We start from the raw sequence: 24,866 nt of genomic DNA on the forward strand, positions 1-24,866 counted from the left end.
AGCACTCCTGTCTGTCCGCTCGACTTGCATGTATTAGGCACGCCGCCAGCGTTCATCCTGAGCCAGGATCAAACTCTCCATAAAAGTGTTTGATAAAGCTCTCTGATTGGTTGAGCCAATCACTCTTTCTGAGTAAATCAGATTCACTCAAATTATTGGAATTAACGTTGACATATTGTCATTCAGTTTTCAATGTTCATTGTTCATTGTTCATTTGTTTAATAGTTAATGGAGCGGGTGATCGGAATCGAACCGACAACATCAGCTTGGAAGGCTGAGGTTTTACCACTAAACTACACCCGCATATAAAATTGTTTTAATAAGAAGTGCGGTCGAGAGGAGTCGAACCTCCACGGGTATTACACCCACCAGATCCTTAGTCTGACGCGTCTGCCATTCCGCCACGACCGCTCGTTAGCAGATAACTTATTGTTGCCGTCTGTTTTAGCGACAAGATTTATTATATAACCTTCAGATGATAAAGTCAATACTTTTCATCAACTTTTTTAAAAGGTTATGACCCCTACGGGATTCGAACCCGTGTTACCGCCGTGAAAGGGCGGTGTCTTAACCGCTTGACCAAGGGGCCTGTTGTTTTAGCAACGAATACTATCATAAAACGTTTAAAAGATAATGTCAACACTAAAAAAGAATTAATCAGTAATTTTTTTAACTACTGATTAATTCTAGCTTTTCGCAGTAACATTTGTTTAAATTTACACGTCTTTGTCTTTTGCAATCTGCATCCTGATGTTTGTATCCTGTACCTTCTAAATGAAGATGATAGTGGCCAAGTTCATACTTCACTATAGCAACAACTGCTTCCTAACTCAACACTTCAAATTGCTTTAGATTGATTTCAATGCTATGGCTTTTCAGCATGCACTGTTCACCTGTCGATTTTAACCTATGATTGAACGGTCGATAGAACACATTTTGTGATATTGTTTCTAATAAATCTTGGAGTTGTCTATTATTCATTGAGGTGATTTCATGGTCAATCCGACTTTTCCTTTGTTAAGATCAACTGTTTCAACCCAGACTTCAACTATATCACCGACACTGACGATATCAGTTGGATGCTTGACGAACTTATCTGACAGTTTTGAGATATGAACTAATCCATCCTGCTTGACCCCTATATCAACAAATGCACCGAAATCGACTACATTTCTCACGGTCCCGGATAGCTTCAGTCCTTTCTTCAGATCTTCCAGAGAAAGAACATCTGACTTGAGTAAAGGGACTTCGTAATCATCACGCGGATCGCGCCCTGGTGTGATCAATGCTGCAATGATATCCTGCAGCGTCATTTCACCGATACCGATTGCTTCAGCCATCTCAACTTTATTTATTTTCTGCAGTTTATCTTTTAACTCGTCACTCCCTAAATCTTCAATACGACTGTCCACTTTTTTCAGCAGTGCATATGCAGCTTGATAGCTTTCTGGATGAATAGCAGTCTGATCCAGCGGCTCTTTACCATCCAGAATTCTTAAGAAACCGATACTCTGTTCAAAAGTCTTAGCGCCGAGCCGGGGGATTTCAGCAATCTCTTTATGATGCTGAATGGGTCCGTTAGCTTCACGATACTTGATGATATTACTCGCGACAGTGGCAGAGAGACCTGAGACATGCTGGAGAAGTGGCAGAGAGGCTGTGTTGACATTAACGCCTACCTGATTAACCGCTGTCTCTACAATGAACGATAAAGAGTCAGATAAAGACTTCTGATTGACGTCATGCTGATACTGACCGACCCCGATTGATTTTGGATCAATCTTCACAAGCTCACTGAGCGGATCCTGTACACGACGGCCGATAGAAACCGCACTTCGTTCTTCAACTTTGAAATCCGGAAACTCCTGTCTCGCGAGATCACTTGCTGAATAAACTGAAGCACCCGCTTCGTTCACAATAATAAATGCGACGTTCAGCTCATATTTTTTTATCATTTCAGCGACAAATTTTTCAGTTTCTCTGCTCGCTGTTCCATTGCCTATTGCAATCAGCTCCACTTCATGCTGAGTGACCATCTCCACAAAGATTTTCTCTGCTGCCTCTATCTTATTGACAGGCGGGTGCGGATACATCACAGACTTTGTTACAAATGTTCCGTATTCATTGATCACCGCCAGTTTGCAGCCTGTCCGGTAAGCAGGGTCGATCCCTAAAATCACTTTCCCTTTAAGAGGGGGCTGAAGCAGAAGATTCTTCAAGTTGACCGCAAAAATCTCTATCGCCTGCGCTTCAGCTTTTGTTGTCAATTCATTGCGAATCTCTCTTTCGATTGACGGAAGAATCAGTCTCTTCAGACTATCAGCAATTGCAGTATCGAACAACGAGTCGTTCACTGTCGTTTTTTTGACGAACTGCTTCTTAATATAACGATGCAATCTGTCGATATCGGTGTCAATAGTTATTCTGAGCACGCCCAGGTCCTCACCTCGATTCAGCGCCAATGTACGGTGCGGTACAATTTTGCTGATGCGTTCACTGTAATCGTAATACATCTCAAAGACACCTTTGTCATCTTCTGCATTTTTCTTCATCACCGCAGAAACTATGCCGTATTCCTGCACAGTTTTGAGTATGGCTGTTCTATATTCCGGTTTATCTGCAATCCTCTCTGCAATAATATCACGCGTACCGTTAAGAGCTGCTTCAACAGTTTTGACTTCATCATTCAAAAAGTGTGCTGCCTCTTTCACAGCATCAAAGTCTTCAAAGCGCAGTAATCTCGCTGCAAGAGGTTCCAGCCCTTTACGTTTCGCCTCTGTCGCCCGTGTTTTCTTTTTCTGCTTGAACGGACGATATAAATCTTCTACTCGCTGCAGTTTTGTCTGCTTCTGAATATCATGGCGCAGCGCTTCAGTGAGAAGTCCCTGCCCTTCAATCGCCTTGATGACGTCTTCCTTACGTTTCTGAAGTGATGCCATATAGCTGTATTCAGTTTCAATCGCCTTGATTTCCACTTCATCAAGTCCGCCTGTCACTTCTTTACGGTATCTGGCGATAAAGGGGACAGTGTTTTTTTCTTCCAGCAGATTCAGAACTGCTTTAATCTGTTGTTGCTTATAAGGTAGTTTCTCAATAATTAAATCCATGATTGCTTGTTCCATTACATCGCCTCCAGAGCACTTATTTTAGCATAAAAAAGACATATGCCAGAATGACATATGTCTATTTAACTTCCTGCACTGCATCGCGCAGCTTTTTGATTGCTGTACGCTGCAATCTTGATACATGCATCTGGCTTAAACCCACTTTTTCGCCAGTCTCTTTCTGACTGAGCCCCTCGATAAAGGTGCACTGAATGATTTCACGTTCGCGCTCCGACAGAATCGGGAGTATCTTTGTCAGTATCATCCGTTTTTCAGTCAGGTCATAGCCCTCTTCCTGCTGACCCATCACATCCAGCAGCGTTACTGTAGAACCATCTTTATCCGCTTCGATGGAATGATCGACACTAAGTGCATTATAGCTCTGGCCCATCTCCATCGCTTCCAGGACTTCCTCGTCCGTTACTTCAAGATAATTCGCTATCTCTTTGATCTGAGGAGAACGTCCAAGCTGGTTGGTCAGCTCATCGGTCGCTTTCTTGATCTTAGGACCGATCTCCTTGATACGTCTTGGCACATGAACACTCCAGGTCTTATCTCTCAGATAGCGTTTGATTTCACCAATGACAGTTGGCACAAGGAATGCTTCAAACTTCCGTTCAAAAGAAACGTCAAAACGATTGATAGCACCGAGTAAACCTACCATCCCTACCTGAACCAGGTCCTCGTGATGACTCTGTCCTTTAGAGTATCGGTAAGCTAGAGACTCCACCAGCTTCCTGTAGTGCTCAACGAGTGTGGTCTGTGCCATCTCGTCATTTGTTTCCTGGTAAAGCTTGATCCAGGCATTAATCTGCTCTGGAGAAACGTCATTAAATGATGTTGACTCTCTCGCCATCAGGTTGCACCTGCTCTCCTGCTATATACTTCGTCATGCTGATTGTAACACCCGCATCTTTTTTCACGTTCACTTCATCCATCAGCGATTCAATCAGGAACAGTCCGAGGCCTCCTTCGCGAATAAAGTCAACGTTTTCATCCTCTTTATAAGGGCCAAGCTCAGATTTTGCCTTTTCATAGTCAAAGCTCTGGCCTGAATCAGAAACGATCACTTCTACTTTTTCCTCGAAGATCACGTAGCCCACAAGGACATCGCCCTTCACTTTGTCTTTGTACGCATGCTTGATCGCATTGGTAACCGCTTCAGATACCGCAATCTTTGAATCTTCAATATCATCATAAGAGGCGCCTGCTCTGTTCAGGATACCTGATAACGTCAGACGGACAAGACCTACATATTCTGCTGAAGCCGGAAAGCGCATTTCGACATAATCATAGTTCGTCATATTAGACCTCCGTCTCAGCATTAACGTGCATGAGTTCTTTTAATCCCGTTATCTCAAATAAGCGCTCGATACGGCTGTTTGCGCCTAGCACGTAAAGTTCGTGATTATGCTTGTTCAGCTCTTTCAGTGTGCCGACAAATAAACCCAGACCTGTTGAATCCATATAGCTGACATCCGTGATATTCATATGGATATCATGTGTGCCAAGCTGATGTAAGGGTTGTAAGACTGCCAGCAGTTCAGGTGCTGTATAAACATCCAGTTCACCGGCTACTTTTATTTCGTAATATGATTCATGTTCAATCGTTTCAATACTCAAGTTCATCCGATACACTCCTAATTACCCTGTAGTTTATTCTTAATTTAAATAAGTCTAAATTCAATTGATAATACCCTTTACAAACTCAGTTAAACATCAATTTGTTCTTTTGATCAGTAGAATGGTTAGATCATCCCGTTTTTTAGGATCCTGAATCTTCAGCAGCTCTTCGTAGACTACCTGGACAATATCCTGTGGATGAAGATGCTTGTACGCTCTGATCAGTTCAAGCAGCTCTTCAGTGCGTACAAATTCTCCGGACAGACGTCGAATTTCAGATAGACCGTCCGTGAAGACAAGAATCATGTCGCCGATATTGATATCATGCTCCTCCTGATCGTAACGCGTTGTCGGATTGACTCCAAGCACGATACCCCGTGCGCCCATCTCCTCAAAGCTGTCTGAAACCTCGCGGTATATATAGCCGGGTTCGTGTCCTGCTGAACTGTAATAGAACTTGCTGCTGATTTCTTCGTACAGCCCGTAGAACATCGTTACAAACATGTTCTGGTTGACATTCTTCTCCACTACACGGTTCAGACGTTTCAGACCATCACTGGGGAGCTGAGAGTGGCCGTATGAGTCCATGCCGAACTTGATCATACTCATCGCCAGTGCCGCAGGAATCCCTTTACCGATGACATCCGCCACCGCAAAACTCATCGTACCGTCATGATGGTCGATCAAGTTGAAGTAATCACCATTAACACGTTGAGCCGGTACACTGATCGCCCCGATTTCAATGCTGTTCAGTTTTGGAATCTTTGTTTTCAGCATCATGGACTGCAGACTTGCTGCGATATCCATCTCTTTATCATGTGCCTCCATCTTTCTGACCAGCGACTTGTAATCCCGGTAGGAAAAGCCGAAGCCGATAATCATTTCGAGGAGGACATCCATCGATAGCTTCAGCTCTTCAGCTGTCCACTCTTTTCCGAGCGTCAAATCTTTATGTAAGGAAACAATCTCTTCCGGCGAAATATCATTCTCAATCGCTTCAAAACTTAGATTCTGCAGACCATCCAGATCCTGTTCATCCCTAGAAGCAACATAGCGATCAAGGATCTGTTCATAACTAACCACCAGTTCATCTATATGATTCATTACATGTACCTCCTTTCCCAACTAAAAAGACTTTAGTTATCCTAAAGTCTTAGACATCTGCTGCCTTAAATTTATTGTGTCAACCCAAGACTGATTGCCAGTGCCGCATTCACTTCCGTCATCTTGTCATTCGATAGAACGGTCAGCTTCTCAATCAGCCGGTTTTTATCAATCGTGCGAATCTGTTCCAGTAATATCACTGAATCTTTGTCCAGATGATGGTTGGTCTTACCAATCTCAACATGCGTCGGAATCCGTGCTTTATTGATTTTGGCGGTTATAGCCGCGACAATGACAGTCGGACTGTATTTATTGCCTACATCATTCTGAATAATGACAACAGGACGCTTACCACCTTGCTCAGAACCTTTGACGGGAGATAAATCGGCCAGGAAGACTTCCCCACGTTTCATCTATTCACCATCTTCAGCCAGAAAATACATTTCGCTCTTTTCACACACTTCACTTTCAAGATCAAATTGCTCATAAGAAATAATTAAATTAAGTTCAGCCATAGATTCGTAGCCCTCAGCCAGCACCTGTTCAAATTTCTTCATGACAAACCTCCTAAGTAAATCAACATAATCATATCAAATGCATATTAAAAAAACTACTGTTATTTTAATAACGTGTTCTTTACCATATATTTCTGTTCTGTCCGGTAGACACGAGGGAGACGCATGCCCAGATTACAGAGTACTTCATAACTGATAGTCTGCTGCTGTCTTTCCGCAACTTCCATAGACTGTTGATTACCCGGCTGATTATCGATGATGATGACTTTATCGCCGACGTTTACATCTGCGGGAACGCGTATCATCGTCTGGTCCATACAGACTCGGCCGACAATTTCCGCATCCTTACCGTTAACACGGACATGGTAGCCTGACATTGATCTGAGAAGTCCATCGGCATAGCCGATCGGCAGCGTCGCAATACGTTCATTCTGCACGGCCTCATAGTTCGCTCCGTAACCGATTGTTGTGCCGGCCGTGATGTCTTTGACGAAATTCACTTCACTGACCAGCTGCATAATGGGTTTCAGTGCGACTTCCGTCAGATGACTGATGAACTCGGATGGGTAATAACCGTACAATCCGATTCCAAGTCTGAGCGCCGTGCACGCATTCATCTCATAACGAAGCGCTGCTGCTGTATTCTGGCTATGGATATATTTCGGTTTGTCGTGCGCATTCACGATTGTCATGAATCTCTGATGGGCTGTTTCTGCAGAATCCCCAGGCATATCCGCACAGCTGAAATGCGTATACACTCCTTCAAACAGCAGATTATCATGCTGTGCAAGAGACGCCAGCACATGACTGTATTCGTCATCACTGCGAATCCCGATACGGTTCATGCCCGTATCGATTTTGATATGAACTTTCAGCGGTACATCACCCAGTACGCGCAGTACCTTCTCCAGCCACAGGGCACCAGGTAAAGTGACCGCGATATCTTGCTGTGCCGCTTCTCTGATATCTTCCGGTTCAACGATGCCTAAAATCAGTATGTCCCCCTCAATATCATTGCTACGAAGTTCCAGGGCCTCATCCAGTGTCGCAACTGCAAAGAAGTCCACACCGTTCTCACTCAGATGGCGAGCAACTGTGACGGCACCTGTACCATAAGCATTCGCCTTGATCACTGCAATAGTCTTCTTGGCAGGATGCAAGTCATCTACAGCAAGGTAGTTATGATATAAATCATCTAAATTAATATTAAGTACACTCTGACGATAGTAGTTCATTATTCTTTCTCCTTTGCTTCTAGCACAACAAATGCCGTTGCAACTGTATGTGAATGTGCAATCGAAACATGTACATCATAATTCTTATCTTCAATATAAGGCTTGCCCCGGCTATCATTCAAACAGCATATCTCATTGAAGCGGAACTGTTTGCCGAGACCCGTTCCATATGCTTTTGCATAAGCTTCCTTTACTGCGAAGCGCCCGGCGAGAAACGAGATTTTACGCGCCTCGTGACTGAACGACTGATAGCATTCGATTTCAGCCGGGTGCAGGATACGACGGATGAATTTGTCAGACAGCAGCCTGCTGATACGCTCTATTTCAATGACATCAGTACCGATACCTACTATCATAGGGTCCGCCTCTCCAGCTGTACGACCGCCTCATCAACCAGCTTTTTGATCCTATCTGCTTCTGCTACACTGATCAGTTCAATCTGCACGCCTCCACCTGCTGTCGTTACTTCCACACTTTTAAGGTTAAAACGCTTCATGATAGGTCCCACCTGCGTTTCCACATTCTGAATACGCACAAATGGGATAACCGTCTTCTTCTTGACCAGAATACCGGACTGAATCACCAGTTCAGTCGATTTTATCTCATATTGATGGGTCCTGTAAGCAATAAGCGGCTCAAGCCAGATAAACCAGATGATCTGCAGGACAATCAGAGCTCCGAAACCATAGAGAACACTTACAGGAAGCCAACTGAAAAACAGGCTTCTGACCACGATGACAGCAATTAATAGTACGAGCAGTATCCCAGTCCATATTGCATTGGCTATGCGCCATACTTTAACAGCTGATAAATCAGCTTTCTTCATACTGTCTGACCTCCTTCTGCATAAACCAGTCATATATCGCTTCTGCATCCTGCCGGTCCATCAAGTGCAGGGTCGCTGTCGTGAATATCGAACCGGCAGACACACGCAGCTCCACCGTTGCCAGTTGCGCTTTTTTGAGAAAATAATGGTCTTTGACATGGATGCTGATGAGTTTATCCTCCTGCAGCTGGTAGATAGTGCTCGAGAATAAGCCGGTTTCTCTCACTGTGATCTGATTATTCCTGATGATATAGCCGGAATGCTTATAGCGCATCCAGGCTGATACAAATGTAATGGCGAGGAACACCAGCCCTGCTACCCAGGCCTTATCGAAAAGATAGTACTGAACAAGACCTGTCACGATAATGATAAAAAGCCAGGAGAATTGAAAATAGCGCCTGAATGATCGTAGCGGTATGACACGATTCACCTCATTATAGTAATAATCCGGCACTAGCTGTGTCATGACTTTCTTACCTTCTTTCCTGGTCACGAAAGGCAGGATATCAACCTTACCGAAAATATTCTCCTCTTCTGATTCTATGGCCGAGTCACTGGTGATGATTGCACTGAAACTGGTAAATCCCAGCCACTGCCTTAAGAAAGATTTGTTTTCTTCAACTGCCTGAATCTGCTTCACTACGATGATGCGTTCCTTCACTTCGAATAATCCATGTCTGATCTTCAGACGTTCTCCGTCATAGGTCAGCTCATAATTAAAATATTTCAGTGCTGTCACAAAGATACCGATGACATAACTGATAACGAGAATCGATACCACAGCGACTGCAATCGACAGCCAGCTCCCTGCGACCTGATTCTGCAGCGGCTTAAGTCGCTCACTGATATTCAGAACTTCATCAATCTGTGTATATAACCCGAAGACAACTGCGAGCACCGTTCCCATGGCACCGCTTGTCACACTCATCAGCATGATATCCTTCAGTTTCAGCTGGTAATAGACTTCGAACGATGGCTTAAGCTGATCATGTTCTACAGTCTCCGTCCCTTCAGCCAGATTCTGTTTACGGGTTTCTAGATAGTGAGTCAATGCCTCTGCTGACGTCTGGGAGATGGTATCGAGTTTCACCCCTTCTCCAGGTGTCTTCACTTCCAGGATAACGCCGCCGAATACCTGATTGACGATATTACGTGTGGCTTCAATAGACTGAATCCGCCCTATATAGAGTTCTTTCGTTGTCACTGATAGCCAGCCGCTTTTGACGAAAAGTTTATCATCTTCTATCCAGTAGGTTGTCGTCACCGCCTCAACCACTGCGATGACAATTCCGATAACAGCGGAGAGTAAAAGAATGCCGGGAAAAATAAGGTCACCGATATCTTCAAATTTAAACCCGTTTTTCATGACGAGAAAGAGTGCAAATACAAGGGTCAGTATGTTATCCTTCACAACTTTAAAGATTTTTGACAGATAGGTGATCGGATGCAATTTTCTGTGCTCAGACATAAGCCGCCACCTCCTTGACACGTTCAGTAATGAGTCGGGCGATTTCATCTGCTTCACTGGCTGCTACATAGGGCAGCGCGATGGATTCACCACTTGTGTAGACTTTGACTTTCGCCAGATTCAGATGCTTCGTCAGCGGTCCTGAGCTGACTGCAACATGCTGGACTCTATCCATCGGTATAACAGAACGATGATGCCAGAAGAGTCCATGTGAAGTCTCGATTGACACACTGTTCAGTCGATAGGCCGTATAGTAGTAACTGATTCTCGGTGCAATCAGCGCAAACAGCAGCAGAAGGACCGGCAGGCTGTACGCATAAATCAACCTATCATATAAAGACCAGTGAATGACTGCATAATGGATAATAAGCACAAAGGTCAGGGCAAGTCCTGTCACCATCAGATAATGATACATTTTCAGTGTTTTTACTTGTTCTGGTTGCCTGTTCATTTCATTTGTCGGGCGCATCATAAACCTCCTTATTCTTTTAAATTATACCAAATTGAGGAGATGATAGGGAAAAAGCTAAAAAAGAGTCGCACTTTTAAGTAAGTACGACTCTTATCTCTATTATTTTTTATGATCCGCAAAAGTGCGGCCTTTGAAGGTTTTGGATTTTCCTGCTGATGCCGGTTTACGGCGACGGTTATCTTTGGAATCGCGACTCTTGAAGTTACGGTTCCCTCCGCCGCCATTGCTGCCGCGACGTCCGTAAGATGATTTACCACCTTTACGGCCAAGCGGTTTTTCGAATGTCAGCTGAACATCAACATCATTGTTGGACTGAATCAGTTCCTGAAGTAATGAGGTAACGAGTTTCACGTCACCGTATTCTTCAATAAGTCCTTGTGCAATCGTCTCAATGCGTTCTTCAGAAGGTTTAGCCACCCATGCAGCGACTTTCTTCTTCACTTCGCTCTCACGTGATTTGATCACCTCACCAGGTGTTGGTGGACGAAGAGCTTTCATTGTACGGTTCTTCTCTTTTTCGATCTGACGGATATAATCCATTTCAATCGGATTGACGAATGAAATCGCCATACCATGTTTACCAGCACGACCAGTACGACCGATACGGTGCGTATAACTCTCAACGTCCTGAGGAATATCGAAGTTATAGACATGTGATACGCCTGAGATATCAAGTCCACGTGCCGCAACGTCTGTCGCAACAAGGATGTCGATGGAATCATTTTTGAACTTCTTCAGCACTTCAAGACGTTTCGCCTGTGTGATATCTCCGTGAAGTCCTTCTGCACGGTAACCTTTAGAAATAAGGGCACTTGTCAGTTCATCAACACGGCGTTTTGTACGACCGAAGACAATCGCGAGGTCCGGGCTGTGCACGTCAAGGAAGTTCGTAAATGTATCGAACTTCTCAAGTTCTTTAACGATTGTGTAGTACTCATCGATATCTGGATTTGAATCGACATTCGTCATTGTTTTAACGACGATCGGCTCTTTCATGAACTTCTGAACAAGTTCCTGAATCGCTTTTGGCATAGTCGCCGAGAAAAGCAATGTCTGACGGTTTTCTTTAGGTAGTTTGTCCATGATGAAACGCATATCATCGATAAAGCCCATGTTCATCATTTCATCTGCCTCATCAAGGATGAGTGTTGTCATCTGTTCTGTTTTGAGGGTACGACGGTTTAAATGGTCAATGACACGTCCCGGTGTACCGACAACGATCTGTGGTTTTCTTTTAAGTTCACGGATCTGACGGTCAATCGGCATACCACCGAAAACCGTCACAACCTGAACGCCTTGGCCACGTCCGAAGGCTTTTAACTGGTCCGCTACCTGAACAGCCAGTTCACGAGTTGGTGCAAGGATCAAACTTTGGATGCCTTCGTTATTTTTCACTTTTTCAATAAGTGGGATACCGAACGCGCCTGTTTTACCTGTACCAGTCTGTGCCTGACCTAATACATCTCTGCCAGCCATTGTATATGGAATACTTTCTGTCTGGATCGCTGTAGGCTCTGTAAAACCTAACTTTTCTAGCGATTGTATTGTAGGTTCGCTAATACCTAAGTCTCTAAATTTTTGCAAAATTATTTCTCCTTTTTCTGTTCGCTTGCTCTACGTGTGAATTTTCACTATGCTCTCGCGTTAACTTCTCTATACTACCATCATAATCCCTTAATAGCAAAGCATTTCTCTGATTATGAAAGTAAAAGAAAGGGAATAGCCTCTCTGCCGGCCATTCCCTTTCTTTTTATTCCAACGCTTCTATAATGGTCTCAAGCTTCATCCCCCGACTTGCTTTAAAGAGGATTTTCGTCTCAGATGTCAGTCTGGAGCGCAGATAATCAGTCACTTCTTCCTTGCTGCTGAAATAATGTGCCGGTACGAAATGCCGGGCTTCGTCAAAAATGAACCTTCCTGCTTCGCCTGTTGCGATTAAGGTCATATCCTTACCTTCGAAGTAACGACCGACTTCACGATGATACATCTCTTCGTCAGGCCCAAGTTCCAGCACATCGCTCAGAACGATATATTTATCACCTGTCATAGTGGATAATGTATCTATCGCTGCCTTCATACTGGTCGGACTGGCATTATAGGCATCATTGATCAAAAGACTGCCTGCAGGACCTTCCAGTCTCTCCATACGCATCCCAGTCATCTCGAGCCGGGCCAGATGCTGATTGATTTCACTGTCAGATAGACCCATCTTACGGCCGATTGTGACGGCGATTCCCGCATTGCGTACGTTATGCAGCCCGAGCAGCGGCAGTTCAAACATACTGTTACTCGCACCGACTTTAAAGCGGATGACCGCATCACTCTGCTCAACATCGCGTAACTGCTGGTCATTATCCGCATTGAATCCGAGGGACTGCTTGTCACCGCTATAACCGGCAGCGAGCGGCTTCAGCAGCTCCTCATCACCATCGTAGATGAAGAGACCTTTCAGACCTTCTGTAATTTCAAACTTGGCTTTTGCGATACCTTCACGTGAACCGAGGTCTCGCATATGACTTTCACCGATATTAGTGATGGCTGCGATATCGGGTTCAGCAATCTCAGATAACAGCGCAATCTCTCTGAGTCCCGACATCCCCATCTCCAGGATCGATACCTCTGTATCTTCGTTCAGCTGACAGAGGGTCAGTGGCAGTCCGATTTCATTGTTATAGTTGCCGATCGTCTTTTTCACTTTAAACTTTGGTGACAGTACACTCGCCACCATATCCTTCGTTGTCGTTTTACCGTTTGAACCGGTAATACCGATGACAGTCGGATTCACCTGTTTCAGATAGGCTTTGCTCATCTTCTGCAGCGCAGTCAGACAGTCATCCACTTTGATCAGCGGCAGGTCCGGCGCATCCGGTACGTCTTGCTGCCAGAAGCTGATGGCAGCACCCTGTGCGATAGCCTGCTCAACGTAGCGGTGGCCATCCGTATGTTCGCCTTTGAAAGGCACAAAAAGGACCGGTCCTTCTATATTGCGGGAATCGATGGCAACGCCTTCAACCTTGATATCGGCATAACGCGCATCGATTGTCCCGCCACTCATCTCGGCAAGTTGCTCGGCAGTTCTTATCATCATCGTTATCAGTCCATTTTATATTTGATTTTCTTTTTATCGGCATAACGCTCTTTAGCAAGAGTGATCAGACGCGTGATCAGTTCGCTGTAGGAAACGCCCATGTTCTCCCAGAGAAGCGGATACATACTGAACTTCGTGAACCCAGGCATCGCATTCGTTTCATTGATATAGATTGTTTCGTCTTCTGTGACGAAGAAGTCAGCACGGACAAGTCCTGAACAATCTGTTGCTTTAAATGCCTCCACTGCCATATTGCGGAGTGTTTCAGCGGTTTCCTCAGAAATATCTGCTGGTATCGCGAGCTGCACTTTACCGTCTTTATATTTCGCTTTATAGTCATAGAACGCAACGTCTTTTACGACTTCACCCGGTAAAGTCGTCTCAGGAAGGTCGTTACCAAGAACGGCTACTTCTATTTCACGTGCCACAACGCCTTGTTCCACAACGAGCTTACGGTCAAACTGGAGTGCTTCCTCGATGCCCGCAATCAGTTCTTCGCGGTTACTGCATTTAGAGATACCGACAGACGACCCGAGGTTCGCAGGTTTGACGAAGACCGGATAGTCAAGTTTGTTATCGACCAGTTCCAGAATATTGGCACGGTATTTCTCAAATTCACTTCTTAAGAAGCTGACATAAGGAAGTTGAGGCAATCCTCTGTTCGCGAACAGCTGCTTCATTACAAGCTTATCCATTGAACTTGAAGCGGCGAGGACCCCGTTCCCTACATATGGCAGGTCAAGCACTTCAAACAGACCTTGAATCGTGCCGTCTTCACCATTCGGGCCGTGCAGCAGCGGAAAGAGTGCATCATATGTGCTGCCGCTTGTAGATTTCCCTAACATTTCCGTTAAGGATGCTGACTCATCTGAGGTCAGTCTCAGTGTCTCTGCATCTTCAATTCTGTCAGAGATGGCAGGGCCTTTGATCCATTCACCTTCGTTTGTAATATAAATTGTGTCCACTGCATATTTCTCTTTATCCATCGCATTGATAACCGACTGGGCAGTTAAGATTGAGATGTCATGCTCGGCACTTTTACCACCATATATAATACAGATATTTTCTTTAGCCATAGTATGCCTCCATAGGATTGATAGTGCTATCTTATCACGATTTGAAAGGATAGAACAATTTACTAATGAATATTTCATTCTTTTTCCAACTTAAGTTATAATGGATATTATTAATCCGCAGTAAGGAGAAGTGCTTATTCAATATGAAACAATGGCTTGAAAAAATTGACTGGTGGCTGCTGGTGCTGCTCATCGCTTTTGCTGCTGTCAGTATCACTGTCATCACCTCAGCGATGACCGGTCAGCAGTATGTCACCCATTTCGCTGAACGACAGATTCTATACTATACTCTTGGTTTCATTATCGCACTTTCCCTGATGTTCTTATCACCTAAAAGACTGCGTCAACTTGTCTGGCCTATTTATCTGACCGGTAACCTTGCACTGATCGTTCTCTACGTTCTTCCAGAATCCACCTTTACACCTATCATTAATGGTGCAAAGAGCTGGTATAGAATCGGACCTATCAGTCTTCAGCCTTCAGAGTTTATGAAGATCATACTGATGTTGACACTGGCTAATGTCATTTACCGGCATAACCGCTTCACTTTCAACAAGACCGTGCAGACAGATTTCAAACTGATCCTGAAAATGACAGGTGTTGCGCTCTTACCGATGATTCTGATTTTACTGCAGAACGATCTGGGTACTACCCTTGTGCTGCTAGCTATTATTCTTGGTATGGTCATCGTCTCCGGTATCACCTGGAAGCTCCTCGCGCCCTTTCTGTTCACTATTGCGGCAGTCGGCGGTACGCTCATACTCGCTATTATTTATAAGCCCGCATGGATAGAGAAAATCCTAGGTATTCAGGCCTATCAGCTTGGCCGAATCAACTCCTGGCTGAATCCCGGCGCATATAGCGAAGGAGACGGCTTCCACTTGATTGAATCGTTAAAGGCCATTGGCTCCGGCGGCCTGTTCGGTAAAGGCTTCAAGAATGGAGAAGTCTATATACCGGAAAATCATACGGACTTCATCTATTCCGTAATCGGCGAGGAATTCGGTTTTATCGGATCCGTTCTTGTGCTTATTCTCTTTCTGGCTTTGTTTCTTCACCTTATACGGTTAGCTCAGTATGCAGATCATCCTTTCAGTTCACTTTTCCTGGCCGGACTTATCAGCATGCTGATGTTTCATGTCTTTCAGAATGTAGGCATGACAATTCAACTCGTACCGATCACAGGCATTCCGCTTCCTCTTATCAGTTACGGCGGCAGCTCCCTATGGGCAACCATGAGCGGTATAGGTATCGCACTCAGCATCTTCTATCACAAAGCAAAAATCCTCTGATTCTATGGAATCAGAGGATTTTATTTTAATTTAGCTGACGCAACGTGCGGTAATGTCCGTATAACATCCAGTCTTGATTTAGTCCGTGTAATGTTGACGCCGAGAGTCGATAAAAGCGTTACTACATTTTTTATTTTATCCTGCTTATTCGTCATAAAGTTCTCTCCTGTCAATTGGATATCTTCATTCTAACTGAAAGACAGTCGTTTGACCATAGGACTAAAGCCTTATTTATGTTAATTTTTTGAAAACATTATGACTAAGAAGTAAAGGTCTAATCCTGTATCCTGTAGTATAATGAAATTATTCAAGGTAATAAGGAGGACGCTGCTTGATCAACATACTTTCACACGGATTTTCAGATATATACGGCCTCTTGATTTTTCTGGGTTTTATCGTCAATATTTTCCTGTCCTTTATCATTATCTTTCTCGAGCGGCGGACAGCCAGTTCAACATGGGCCTGGTTATTAGTTCTCTTCTTTCTGCCGCTGATTGGTTTTTTTGTCTACTTACTCTTCGGGAAACAGATCAACCGAGAGAATCTATTCTACCTGAATGAAGATGATAAGCGGGATCTTGAGACGATCATCAATGAACAGATCTATGCACTTGACCACAATCTGCTGATTTCCCCCTCAGAAGAAGTGATGAAGCATAAAGACCTCATTCGTATGCTGCTGATCAATCAACCTGCCTTTCTCACAACGGATAATCATGTCAAAGTGCTGACAGATGGAAATGAGAAGTTTGAAAATCTGATCTCAGACATTCTGGCGGCGAAAGAACATATCCATATCCAGTATTATATCTTCAAGCGTGATGGTATCGGCCAGCGAATTATCGATGCGCTTGAAGTTAAGCTAAGAGAAGGCGTTGAAGTTCGTATGCTCTATGATGATATGGGTTCCAGGACACTGACTCTATCTAAGTTCAAGCAATTCAGATCACTGGGTGGTCAAGTAGAGGCCTTCTTCCCGTCCTTCCTGCCGCTTATCAACTTCAGACTCAACAACCGGAATCATCGTAAGATCGTAGTGATTGACGGCGCTATCGGCTACATCGGCGGATTTAATGTCGGAGATGAATATCTGGGACTTGATGATAAGTTCGGCTACTGGCGTGACACTCATCTCCGCATTGAAGGTGATGCAGTCAATGCCCTGCAGCTCCGCTTCATTCTTGACTGGAATTCTCAGGCGACCCGTAATTATATTCCCTATGAACCGAAATACTTCCCAGATGTCAGGAGCGGTGGTGATATCGGTATACAGATTGCCTCAAGCGGGCCGGATGAAGATCTGCATCAGATTAAATATGGTTATATCAAGCTGATTTCAAGCGCAAAGGACTCCATCTACATCCAGAGCCCTTACTTCATACCAGACGCAGCCTTTCTTGATGCGCTCAAGATAGCAGCACTGTCCGGTGTAAAGGTCTATCTGATGATTCCTAATAAGCCAGACCATCCCTTCGTCTACTGGGGGACAACAACCTTTGCCAGTGAGCTGCTGAAAGTAGGCGCAAAAGTATTTCTGTACGAAGAAGGATTCATTCATACAAAGATGCTTGTAATAGATGACGAGGTAGCAAGTGTCGGCACAGCCAATATGGATGTCCGCAGCTTCGAACTGAATTTTGAAGTCAATGCCTTCATCTATGATTATTCTGTGGCAACTGAGCTCAGACACGCATTTGAAGAAGATGTGAAACTATCAAGCGAAATGACGCTGGAACTTTACGAACAGCGTGCACTGTGGATTAAAGTTAAAGAAGCCTTCGCTCGTCTAATTGCGCCGATTCTTTAACAGTGGCAGCAGAACAATATTCAGCAGCAATAAAGTATGAGCCGCAAGCGTGCCGTAACTCAAGACTTTCTGCTTTCTTGTGAGCTTATACATCATTTTCACCTCTCCATACTTTTTATTATGCTGTACCCAAAAACGGTCGAAAAGGAGCATTAAAATGATAAAAGAGACAGAACAATACGTGAAAACATTCCACCAGGGGGATTCATCCGGCCATGACTATTCTCATATCGAGCGTGTCAGAAGAATGGCACTTAAGATCGGGCGCACAGAAGGGGCAGATCTTCTAGTCGTCGAAATGGCGGCACTCCTGCATGATACAGTCGATGACAAACTGACCGATGAAGTAACGGCCTGGTCCAAGCTTGAAAATTTCTTTGATAAAGTCGGGCTTGAAGAAGATAAGCGGGATGCGATTAAGCATATTTTGAAATATATGAGTTTTAAGGGCGGCGAAAATGCCGGCAAGCTGGAATCACTTGAAGGGAAAGTCGTGCAGGATGCTGACCGCCTGGACGCAATCGGAGCAATCGGTATCGCACGGACATTTATGTATGCAGGTAAATTCGGTGATATCATGTACGATTCGCAGATTCCACCGCGTGACCTTGCCGTCGCTAACTACCGTGAGAAAACACATGCCATCAATCATTTCTATGAAAAACTATTTAAACTTAAAGATCTGATGAACACTGAAACCGGACGGCAGTTCGCTGAGGAACGTCATCAGTTCATGGCTACGTTTATTGAACAGTTTAAGAAAGAATGGTCAGAATAATGAAATGCCCTTCTCCGCTTATCATATGCGGGAAAGGGCATTTTAAAATTATTGACTCCATAATTCAATTAAACTCTGGATGGACAGCATACCTGCACCTAATGTGACAAGAACTGCCAGTATACCGAAAACAAGCATCCAGGTCGGATGTTTATAATCACCTACGATAGCCTTCTTGCGTGATGCAATCAGGATTGCGGACAGTGTAATCGGTAAAATCAGACCGTTGAAGGCACCAGCTAAGATAAGCAGTTTAACCGGCTTACCGATCAATACAAAAACAATGGTCGAAAAAACGATGAAACAGATGATTACAATATTGTTATGTTTAGAAAAGAATGGATGAAATCCTGTCAGGAATGAAGCACTCGTATACGCAGCACCTATAACAGACGTCAGCGCGGCTGCCAGTAAGACAAGGCCAAAAATTTTAGGGCCGATATCACCGAGCGCGAACTGAAATGCTGAAGCTGGCGGATTTGTCGGATCTAATTTCACGCCTGTCGCGACCACTCCGAGTACCGCCAGGAATAAGAAGAGACGCATAAACCCGGTCGTCAGAATACCCAGGTTCGCTGCTCTTGTAACGAACGGCAGATTCTTTATCCCGACCATACCATCATCAATCAGACGGTGTGCACCAGCAAAAGTGATGTAACCACCTACTGTACCACCGACGATTGTAATAATCGGCATAACAAGTGCCGCCGGATTTTCAGGCATCACCATACGTTGGGCTGCTTCTGCATAAGGCGGATTCACTTTGATCATGACAAAGGCAACGACAACGAGCATCAGCGCACCAAGAATCTGCGTGATGATATCCATGATTTTAGCGCCGCTTTTAGAACTGAAGATCAGAATGGCAAGAAGGCCGGTGATGATTGCACCTATTTTAACATCCAGGCCAAGAAGTGCATTAAAACCGAGTCCGGCTCCTGCCACGTTACCGATATTAAAGGCCAGTCCTCCCAAAACGATCAGAACGGAAATAAAAGTTCCGAGTCCTCTAAAGACTTCATTTGCTACATCCTGTCCCCTTTTACCTGTAACAGTAAGAACGCGCCAGATATTCAGCTGAGCACCAATATCGATAATAATGCTCACTAAAATAGCAAATGCAAAGCTCGATAAGAACTTTTCAGTGAAAACTGTTGTCTGTGTCAAGAAAGCAGGTCCGATCGCCGATGTCGCCATCAGGAAGATGGCTCCAAATAATAGACGTCTCTGACCTGCTGTTAATTTTGTTTTTGTCGTATTTTCCATATTCATATCCCCTTTGTTCCGGCTAAATAGCTGCCAGTTCTATGTGCTGCTTCTGTAACGCTTCTCTAATCGACGCCACAAACTTCAGCGCTTCCGCACCATCTCCATGCACACAGATGGAATCGGCCTGAATCGGGATGAATGTCCCGTCTTTCGCTTTAACGACATGGTCATTGATCATGCGTAGAATGTGTGCAGTCGCTTCTTCCGCATGATGAATCATGGCATTTGATTCACTACGACTGACAAGCGTTCCGTCTGGTTCGTAGTTACGGTCTGCGAAGACTTCGTTGATTCCTGTCATCCCTTTATCCTCTGCTGCCTGTACAAGATGCCCTCCAGCGATTCCCATCACTTTAAGTGATGGATCAAGCTTGTATAAGGCCGCTACAATACTATCAGCTAGCTTACGGTCATTAAAAGTCGCATTATAAAGGGCACCGTGTGGTTTCACATGATTCAGCTTCACGCCATGTCGCTGACAGAAGGCCTGCATAGCGCCCACCTGGTAAGTCACCAGCGCTTCCACCTCATCATAAGACATATCAACCTTGCGACGACCGAAACCCATCAGGTCATTGTAGCCGGGGTGAGCACCGATGCCGATGTTCTGCTCCTTACAGAGCTGGATCGTTTTATCCATGACATTGTAATCACCCGCATGCATCCCGCACGCGACATTGGCAGACGTGATCAGTGGAATGATAGCCGCGTCATTGCCGATTGCATAGTGACCGAAGCTTTCACCAAGATCTGCATTCAAATCAATTTTCATTTTCTAGCCCTCCAGGAAATGATTTTTCTCAAGAAATTTGATATCCAGTATATTGGATACATAATTCGGATGCTGTATGATTCTATACTGGAAGTCCAGGTTAGTGGCGAATCCATCAATCACGGTTTCATCCAGAATCGTCTGCATCTTCTGAATAGTACGTTCTCGCGTCAAATCAAAGGTGATGATTTTAGCGATCATAGAATCGTAATAAGGGGATACGGTGCAGTTTTCATACAGAAACGTATCAATCCTGACACCTGGCCCTCCCGGCAGATGGAGTCCCTGTACTTTACCGGGTGAAGGTCTGAAGTTATGTGAAGGATTCTCTGCGTTGATCCGGCATTCCAGCGCAAAACCATGAATCTGGATATCTTCCTGTTTAAATGGGAAGTGATTATCCAGGGCGATATCCAGCTGGGCTTCAATGATATCGACACCTGTCACCTGTTCTGTCACTGTATGTTCCACCTGCACACGCGTATTCATTTCCAGGAAATAATATTCCTTCGTATCTTCGACATATAGAAATTCAAGCGTGCCTGCCCCTCGGTAATTGATATTCTTAGCTGCACTGACAGCATCACTCGTCATTTTCTCTCTGATTTCCGACGGTACGATGACAGCTGGTGCTTCTTCAATCAGTTTCTGGTTGTTACGCTGGATGGAACAATCCCGGTCATACAGATGGATGGCATCCCCTTTTCCGTCACCCAGAATCTGCACTTCGATATGACGTGCTGCCTTGATAAACTTCTCGATATAGACACGGTCATCTCCGAATGCTTTCAGCGCTTCATTCTTTGCTGAATGGTATAGTTTCTCGACATCTGCTATATCATTGACGATTCGCATCCCTTTACCGCCACCACCTGCTACTGCTTTAACAACGAGCGGTACACCGACTGTCTTCGCCATCTCGACCGCTTCTTGACCTGTCGGGATGACATCTTTTGAACCCGGAATAACCGGAACCCCTGCTGCAATCATTGTCTTACGCGCCTCTGCCTTGTCTCCCATCTTATCAATGGTCTCAGGTGTCGGGCCGATGAAGATGATATCGTGTTCAGCACACAACTTTGCGAACTTCGAGTTCTCAGCCAGGAAACCGTAGCCCGGGTGGATTGCATCCGCATTTGAAACGATAGCAGCTGAGATAATCTGATTCATATTGAGATAACTTTTCTGTGCCTGAGCAGGCCCGATACAATAGGATTCATCCGCAAGTGCCACATGCAGGGAATCTTTATCAGATGAGGAGTAAACCGCTACAGTCTGAATACCGAGCTTTTTACATGTTCTGATAATGCGAATTGCAATTTCTCCTCTGTTAGCAATCAATACCTTTTTCATTGTGACACTCCTATGCTTCTTTAATTTTAATCAGCGGCTCATCATAGCTGACCGCTGTACCACTTTCCACAAGAATTTCTTCAACGACGCCTGAAACTTCGGCCTGAATATCATTCATCACTTTCATTGCTTCGATAATACCGATATGGTCTCCTTTTTCAACTTTCTGACCGACTTCAACAAGAGGTGTGTCATCGTCTTCTTTTTCTGTGTTATAGAACGTACCGACCAACTGTGATTTCTGTGTATAGCCGGAAGGTTCCGGACTGTGAGGTTGAGCAGGTATCTGCATGTGCGCAGCAGGTAAGGCCGACATTTCAGGTACTGCTTTTTCGATATGATATTCTGTTTCTTTGTCTTTATAAGAGATGACTTTTAGCTGGTTATCATTCATAAGCTGAATGAGTGTATTTAAATTTTCTGTATTCATTTTTATTTCACCCTTTTAATTAATTGTTGTATTTTTCTGCCTGAAGAACGTCCCTTATAGGCCAGGACATTGATATCCTCGATATATTTCAGCATCTTCTTTTTCTCGGCCACGGCTTCTTCAAGTGTGCCAGGTACAAGATGAATCGTCTCACCCGGTTTCTTCTGAACCAGCTTCACCAGATCATAGAAGTACACGGTACCGATCTTAGCGTAACCGCCTACTGTCTGACGGTCATTCAGCAGCACAATCGGCTGTCCTGTCGCTGATACCTGTATGGAACCGAGCTGTACAGGTTCTGAAATGATATCATAATCGTCCGCTTTGATCACGTCACCTTCCAGACGGACACCCATGCGGTCTGACATATTTGAGATAACGTATGACTTCATTTTAAACTTCTCGAAACGCTCGAACTGCTGTCCAGGGATGAATCTGATCTTATTGTCATCAAATGCCGGTGTGTAGATTGTCTTCTCAGCTACCTTCTCCGGATTACGGAAGACCAGTTCATCGCCTGCTTTAAGAGCACGGCCGTCAATACCACCGAGCCCGATTTTCGTATGTGTCGCATAGCTGTCATAGACCTTCTCGATATCCAAGCCGTTTCTGACAGTCAGGTAAGTACGCATGCCATTCACGGCAGCACCGAACTTAAGCTGATCATTCATCTTCGCATGATAAAGGGTGTTGACCTCTACCGGTCTGTCATTCAATGTCGCCTGCATATCTGCGCCAGTGATAATAAAAGAGTTCCCGCGACCGAATTCAAATATCCCACCCTGCATCGTCATCTCAAGACTGACAAACTCTTCATTTTCAAGCAGTTGATTACCAACCATGAAGTTAAAATAATCCATTGCACCGCTAGGACTGAGTCCTATGTGCTGCACACCATTTCGTCCTGCATCCTGCAGCGTTGTAAAAAGTCCCGGCTGTATTATTTTCAGACTCATGATTCAATCTCCTTCACTTCAATTCGATAATTCTGATTCTGTTCAATTGCCGTATATTCTTCCTTGCTGATTGCTCTGAACTGAATATAATCGCCTGCCTCATAATAAACTGAAGGTGTTCGTTCCGTGTCAAACAGCTTCACAGGTGTTCTACCGATAATATTCCAGCCTCCTGGTGAACTGATCGGGTACATACCGGTCTGTTCATTTGCAATCCCGACAGAGCCTGCCGGTATCTCTTTACGCGGTGTTTCTTTGCGTGGTTTAGCGATTGCCGGATCAAGACCACCGAGGAATGGGAATCCCGGCATAAAGCCAAGCATATAGATCAAGTACTGCCGGGAAGTATGACGCTCAATCACTTCCGCAGGTGAGACCTTACAATAGGCTGCAAGTTCTTCTAAATCAAGACCGTCTTCGTAACAGACGGGAATCGTGAACACTTTTGCCTGCTTCCCCTCAGGCTGCTCAAGCTTAAGCTGTTTAATCTGTGCAGCAAGCGTATCATGTGTGATGTCATCATTAAAATAAATAACCAGCGTACTATATGACGTCACCATTTCTTCTACTCCGTGAATATTCAGTGCTTCTATTTCATGTTTCAACGATAATACGCGTCGATTGATATGACTGTCTATAACTGAATCGAAATTACAGACCAGTGCATTTTCACTGATATATCTAATTTTCATGATTGAAACCCCTTTCACTATACATATGAATTTTAACATATTATTCTGTAAATTCGGTATATTTTTTTATAACGCTCTAAACCGCTAAAGAAAGACAAAAAAAATCGCTGCCACATTGACAGCGATTTTAATCCTATCTCTTTTTCTTTTTAGCTTTTACTTGAGTGTTTCTAACCACTTTCTCCTGCTCTGCTTCTAGAGCAGGCAGCATTTCTTCATGAACTTTCTGTTTGTAGAACTTATTCCCTAACCACGTCTGAAGGACAAGAAAGGCACCTCCGACTGCCCAGTATAAGGCAAGCGCAGCAGGTGAAATATAAGACATCCAGATGATCATAATCGGTGAGATGAACATCATGATACGCATCTGAGCTTTCTGCTCATCCGGGATGTTCTGCATTGAAACGTAAGCCTGAACTGCATAGATAATACCCGCGATAATTGTCATCAGGATATCAGGGCGAGTCAGGTCAAACCACAGAAAGTGAGGATATTGTGTAATACCGCCACCTGTCGGATATTTCAGGACATAGAATAAACCTGTTACAATCGGCAGCTGAATCAACAGCGGCAGACAGCCCATGTTCAGAGGATTGATTTCATTCTCTTTGTAGAGTGCCATCATCTCCTGATTGGCAGCCATACGTTCTTCCTGTGTACGGGCATGTTTCGTTTTCTCCTGAATTGCTTTCAGCTGCGGCTGAATCAGATTCATCTTCTCTTTCATGATGCTTTGATTTTTATATGTCTTCATCATGAATGGGAACAGCGCAAGTCGAACAATCAAAGTGATCGCGATGATTGCAAGACCGTAGTTATGACCCATATTCGCACCAAGCCAGTGAATCAGCAGATCAAGGGGATGGACAAATGTATCATAGAAGAAACCAGTACGATTGGATTCTTTTGAATAATCACAACCTGATAAAAATATAACTATACCGAACAATAATGGCATTAAAGCCTTTTTCTTCATTTCTTCACCTCATAGTATTCTTCACATAGA

General features: G+C 44.4%; 26 protein-coding genes, 3 tRNA genes and 1 rRNA gene. 3 read left to right on the forward strand and 27 right to left on the reverse strand.

Annotation, left to right across the window (positions count from 1 at the left end; all coding sequences use genetic code 11):
• The 19 genes from ERX40_RS10200 to ERX40_RS10290 all read right to left on the reverse strand — a co-directional run.
• Window positions 1–84 (reverse strand): 16S ribosomal RNA (locus ERX40_RS10200); the annotation flags it as partial.
• Window positions 85–229: 145 nt separating this feature from the next.
• Window positions 230–303: transfer RNA gene (locus ERX40_RS10205), tRNA-Gly, on the reverse strand.
• Window positions 304–327: 24 nt separating this feature from the next.
• Window positions 328–411: transfer RNA gene (locus ERX40_RS10210), tRNA-Leu, on the reverse strand.
• A 106-nt stretch (window positions 412–517) separates the two neighbouring features.
• Window positions 518–589 (reverse strand) — tRNA-Glu (locus tag ERX40_RS10215).
• Window positions 590–977: 388 nt separating this feature from the next.
• Entirely contained in the window at window positions 978–3,122 is a 2,145-nt protein-coding gene (locus tag ERX40_RS10220) for a Tex family protein (protein ID WP_133418401.1), read from the reverse strand.
• Window positions 3,123–3,183: 61 nt separating this feature from the next.
• Window positions 3,184–3,960, reverse strand: a complete 777-nt coding sequence (gene sigB, locus ERX40_RS10225) for an RNA polymerase sigma factor SigB (RefSeq protein ID WP_133418402.1) — start codon at window positions 3,958–3,960, stop codon at window positions 3,184–3,186.
• Entirely contained in the window at window positions 3,935–4,408 is a 474-nt protein-coding gene (gene rsbW / locus ERX40_RS10230; protein WP_133418403.1) for an anti-sigma B factor RsbW, read from the reverse strand. Before rsbW ends, sigB begins: the two co-directional genes overlap by 26 nt.
• Before the next feature lies 1 nt (window position 4,409).
• Entirely contained in the window at window positions 4,410–4,733 is a 324-nt protein-coding gene (locus ERX40_RS10235) for an anti-sigma factor antagonist (protein ID WP_133418404.1), read from the reverse strand.
• Window positions 4,734–4,823: 90 nt separating this feature from the next.
• Window positions 4,824–5,822 carry a SpoIIE family protein phosphatase gene (locus tag ERX40_RS10240; RefSeq protein ID WP_424960730.1) on the reverse strand — a complete coding sequence of 333 codons (999 nt, stop codon included), beginning with the start codon at window positions 5,820–5,822 and terminating at the stop codon, window positions 4,824–4,826.
• A gap of 80 nt (window positions 5,823–5,902) precedes the next feature.
• Window positions 5,903–6,244 carry a type II toxin-antitoxin system PemK/MazF family toxin gene (locus ERX40_RS10245; RefSeq protein WP_133418406.1) on the reverse strand — a complete coding sequence of 114 codons (342 nt, stop codon included), beginning with the start codon at window positions 6,242–6,244 and terminating at the stop codon, window positions 5,903–5,905.
• Entirely contained in the window at window positions 6,245–6,388 is a 144-nt protein-coding gene (locus tag ERX40_RS10250) for an antitoxin MazE (protein WP_133418407.1), read from the reverse strand.
• A gap of 59 nt (window positions 6,389–6,447) precedes the next feature.
• Window positions 6,448–7,581 carry an alanine racemase gene (gene alr / locus ERX40_RS10255; RefSeq protein WP_133418408.1) on the reverse strand — a complete coding sequence of 378 codons (1,134 nt, stop codon included), beginning with the start codon at window positions 7,579–7,581 and terminating at the stop codon, window positions 6,448–6,450.
• Entirely contained in the window at window positions 7,581–7,937 is a 357-nt protein-coding gene (gene acpS / locus ERX40_RS10260; RefSeq protein ID WP_133418409.1) for a holo-ACP synthase, read from the reverse strand. Before acpS ends, alr begins: the two co-directional genes overlap by 1 nt.
• Window positions 7,934–8,407 (reverse strand): PH domain-containing protein, encoded by a 474-nt coding sequence (locus ERX40_RS10265; protein ID WP_165980750.1) that lies wholly within the window; start codon window positions 8,405–8,407, stop codon window positions 7,934–7,936. Before ERX40_RS10265 ends, acpS begins: the two co-directional genes overlap by 4 nt.
• Entirely contained in the window at window positions 8,394–9,875 is a 1,482-nt protein-coding gene (locus ERX40_RS10270) for a PH domain-containing protein (RefSeq protein WP_165980751.1), read from the reverse strand. The genes ERX40_RS10265 and ERX40_RS10270 overlap by 14 nt, the downstream gene beginning before the upstream one ends.
• A complete protein-coding gene (locus ERX40_RS10275) occupies window positions 9,868–10,344 on the reverse strand; it encodes a PH domain-containing protein (protein ID WP_165980752.1) in 477 nt (158 codons plus the stop codon). Before ERX40_RS10275 ends, ERX40_RS10270 begins: the two co-directional genes overlap by 8 nt.
• A gap of 102 nt (window positions 10,345–10,446) precedes the next feature.
• On the reverse strand, window positions 10,447–11,931 hold the full coding sequence (gene cshA, locus ERX40_RS10280) for a degradosome RNA helicase CshA (RefSeq protein WP_133418413.1): 1,485 nt from the start codon (window positions 11,929–11,931) through the stop codon (window positions 10,447–10,449).
• A 166-nt stretch (window positions 11,932–12,097) separates the two neighbouring features.
• A complete protein-coding gene (locus ERX40_RS10285; protein WP_133418414.1) occupies window positions 12,098–13,435 on the reverse strand; it encodes a UDP-N-acetylmuramoyl-tripeptide--D-alanyl-D-alanine ligase in 1,338 nt (445 codons plus the stop codon).
• Between the two features lie 5 nt (window positions 13,436–13,440).
• Window positions 13,441–14,511, reverse strand: coding sequence for a D-alanine--D-alanine ligase (locus ERX40_RS10290; RefSeq protein ID WP_133418415.1), 1,071 nt, complete (start codon window positions 14,509–14,511; stop codon window positions 13,441–13,443).
• Between the two features lie 143 nt (window positions 14,512–14,654).
• On the opposite strand from ERX40_RS10290, the gene ERX40_RS10295 reads away from it, so the two are divergent.
• Window positions 14,655–15,803, forward strand: a complete 1,149-nt coding sequence (locus tag ERX40_RS10295) for an FtsW/RodA/SpoVE family cell cycle protein (RefSeq protein ID WP_133418416.1) — start codon at window positions 14,655–14,657, stop codon at window positions 15,801–15,803.
• Window positions 15,804–15,823: 20 nt separating this feature from the next.
• Here ERX40_RS10295 and ERX40_RS11495 read toward each other — a convergent pair whose 3' ends face one another.
• Window positions 15,824–15,958 (reverse strand): Lmo0850 family protein, encoded by a 135-nt coding sequence (locus ERX40_RS11495; RefSeq protein WP_243713051.1) that lies wholly within the window; start codon window positions 15,956–15,958, stop codon window positions 15,824–15,826.
• A gap of 176 nt (window positions 15,959–16,134) precedes the next feature.
• Between ERX40_RS11495 and cls the strand changes: the two genes are divergently transcribed.
• Together cls and ERX40_RS10305 are read left to right on the forward strand one after the other, a co-directional pair.
• Complete coding sequence (gene cls / locus ERX40_RS10300) at window positions 16,135–17,610, forward strand: cardiolipin synthase (protein WP_424960729.1); 1,476 nt, start codon at window positions 16,135–16,137, stop codon at window positions 17,608–17,610.
• A 157-nt stretch (window positions 17,611–17,767) separates the two neighbouring features.
• Complete coding sequence (locus ERX40_RS10305) at window positions 17,768–18,388, forward strand: HD domain-containing protein (protein ID WP_133418417.1); 621 nt, start codon at window positions 17,768–17,770, stop codon at window positions 18,386–18,388.
• Between the two features lie 48 nt (window positions 18,389–18,436).
• Here ERX40_RS10305 and ERX40_RS10310 read toward each other — a convergent pair whose 3' ends face one another.
• From ERX40_RS10310 to yidC, 7 genes are all read right to left on the reverse strand, one after another.
• Window positions 18,437–19,660 (reverse strand): NRAMP family divalent metal transporter, encoded by a 1,224-nt coding sequence (locus tag ERX40_RS10310; RefSeq protein ID WP_133418418.1) that lies wholly within the window; start codon window positions 19,658–19,660, stop codon window positions 18,437–18,439.
• Window positions 19,661–19,676: 16 nt separating this feature from the next.
• Complete coding sequence (locus ERX40_RS10315) at window positions 19,677–20,429, reverse strand: LamB/YcsF family protein (protein WP_133418419.1); 753 nt, start codon at window positions 20,427–20,429, stop codon at window positions 19,677–19,679.
• A 3-nt stretch (window positions 20,430–20,432) separates the two neighbouring features.
• Window positions 20,433–21,782, reverse strand: a complete 1,350-nt coding sequence (gene accC, locus ERX40_RS10320) for an acetyl-CoA carboxylase biotin carboxylase subunit (protein WP_133418420.1) — start codon at window positions 21,780–21,782, stop codon at window positions 20,433–20,435.
• Window positions 21,783–21,792: 10 nt separating this feature from the next.
• Window positions 21,793–22,212, reverse strand: a complete 420-nt coding sequence (locus ERX40_RS10325) for an acetyl-CoA carboxylase biotin carboxyl carrier protein (RefSeq protein ID WP_133418421.1) — start codon at window positions 22,210–22,212, stop codon at window positions 21,793–21,795.
• 2 nt (window positions 22,213–22,214) lie between these two features.
• The gene (locus ERX40_RS10330; RefSeq protein WP_133418422.1) at window positions 22,215–23,168 is read right to left on the reverse strand and encodes a 5-oxoprolinase subunit C family protein; all 954 of its coding nucleotides are present in this window, start codon (window positions 23,166–23,168) and stop codon (window positions 22,215–22,217) included.
• Entirely contained in the window at window positions 23,165–23,860 is a 696-nt protein-coding gene (pxpB, locus tag ERX40_RS10335; RefSeq protein WP_165980753.1) for a 5-oxoprolinase subunit PxpB, read from the reverse strand. The genes ERX40_RS10330 and pxpB overlap by 4 nt, the downstream gene beginning before the upstream one ends.
• A 133-nt stretch (window positions 23,861–23,993) precedes the next feature.
• Window positions 23,994–24,836 (reverse strand): membrane protein insertase YidC, encoded by an 843-nt coding sequence (yidC, locus tag ERX40_RS10340; RefSeq protein ID WP_133418424.1) that lies wholly within the window; start codon window positions 24,834–24,836, stop codon window positions 23,994–23,996.
• Window positions 24,837–24,866: the final 30 nt, after the last annotated feature.

Origin of the sequence: Macrococcus carouselicus, from assembly GCF_004359515.1 — a bacterium.
GTDB classification, from domain to species: Bacteria; Bacillota; Bacilli; order Staphylococcales; family Staphylococcaceae; genus Macrococcus; species Macrococcus carouselicus.

Bases quoted from the DNA above. Each gene is read 5' to 3' on its own strand.
- ERX40_RS10330 (WP_133418422.1), bottom strand. From the start codon at position 23,168: ATGAGTCTGAAAATAATACAGCCGGGACTTTTTACAACGCTGCAGGAT.
- ERX40_RS10265 (WP_165980750.1), bottom strand. From the start codon at position 8,407: ATGAAGAAAGCTGATTTATCAGCTGTTAAAGTATGGCGCATAGCCAAT.
- accC (WP_133418420.1), bottom strand. From the start codon at position 21,782: ATGAAAAAGGTATTGATTGCTAACAGAGGAGAAATTGCAATTCGCATT.
- ERX40_RS10290 (WP_133418415.1), bottom strand. From the start codon at position 14,511: ATGGCTAAAGAAAATATCTGTATTATATATGGTGGTAAAAGTGCCGAG.
- ERX40_RS10275 (WP_165980752.1), bottom strand. From the start codon at position 10,344: ATGCGCCCGACAAATGAAATGAACAGGCAACCAGAACAAGTAAAAACA.
- yidC (WP_133418424.1), bottom strand. From the start codon at position 24,836: ATGAAGAAAAAGGCTTTAATGCCATTATTGTTCGGTATAGTTATATTT.
- ERX40_RS10270 (WP_165980751.1), bottom strand. From the start codon at position 9,875: ATGTCTGAGCACAGAAAATTGCATCCGATCACCTATCTGTCAAAAATC.
- rsbW (WP_133418403.1), bottom strand. From the start codon at position 4,408: ATGACGAACTATGATTATGTCGAAATGCGCTTTCCGGCTTCAGCAGAA.
- ERX40_RS11495 (WP_243713051.1), bottom strand. From the start codon at position 15,958: ATGACGAATAAGCAGGATAAAATAAAAAATGTAGTAACGCTTTTATCG.
- ERX40_RS10245 (WP_133418406.1), bottom strand. From the start codon at position 6,244: ATGAAACGTGGGGAAGTCTTCCTGGCCGATTTATCTCCCGTCAAAGGT.
- ERX40_RS10315 (WP_133418419.1), bottom strand. From the start codon at position 20,429: ATGAAAATTGATTTGAATGCAGATCTTGGTGAAAGCTTCGGTCACTAT.
- ERX40_RS10285 (WP_133418414.1), bottom strand. From the start codon at position 13,435: ATGATGATAAGAACTGCCGAGCAACTTGCCGAGATGAGTGGCGGGACA.
- ERX40_RS10235 (WP_133418404.1), bottom strand. From the start codon at position 4,733: ATGAACTTGAGTATTGAAACGATTGAACATGAATCATATTACGAAATA.
- ERX40_RS10295 (WP_133418416.1), top strand. From the start codon at position 14,655: ATGAAACAATGGCTTGAAAAAATTGACTGGTGGCTGCTGGTGCTGCTC.
- ERX40_RS10220 (WP_133418401.1), bottom strand. From the start codon at position 3,122: ATGGAACAAGCAATCATGGATTTAATTATTGAGAAACTACCTTATAAG.
- pxpB (WP_165980753.1), bottom strand. From the start codon at position 23,860: ATGAAAATTAGATATATCAGTGAAAATGCACTGGTCTGTAATTTCGAT.
- ERX40_RS10250 (WP_133418407.1), bottom strand. From the start codon at position 6,388: ATGAAGAAATTTGAACAGGTGCTGGCTGAGGGCTACGAATCTATGGCT.
- ERX40_RS10305 (WP_133418417.1), top strand. From the start codon at position 17,768: ATGATAAAAGAGACAGAACAATACGTGAAAACATTCCACCAGGGGGAT.
- ERX40_RS10325 (WP_133418421.1), bottom strand. From the start codon at position 22,212: ATGAATACAGAAAATTTAAATACACTCATTCAGCTTATGAATGATAAC.
- ERX40_RS10310 (WP_133418418.1), bottom strand. From the start codon at position 19,660: ATGAATATGGAAAATACGACAAAAACAAAATTAACAGCAGGTCAGAGA.
- alr (WP_133418408.1), bottom strand. From the start codon at position 7,581: ATGAACTACTATCGTCAGAGTGTACTTAATATTAATTTAGATGATTTA.
- acpS (WP_133418409.1), bottom strand. From the start codon at position 7,937: ATGATAGTAGGTATCGGTACTGATGTCATTGAAATAGAGCGTATCAGC.
- sigB (WP_133418402.1), bottom strand. From the start codon at position 3,960: ATGGCGAGAGAGTCAACATCATTTAATGACGTTTCTCCAGAGCAGATT.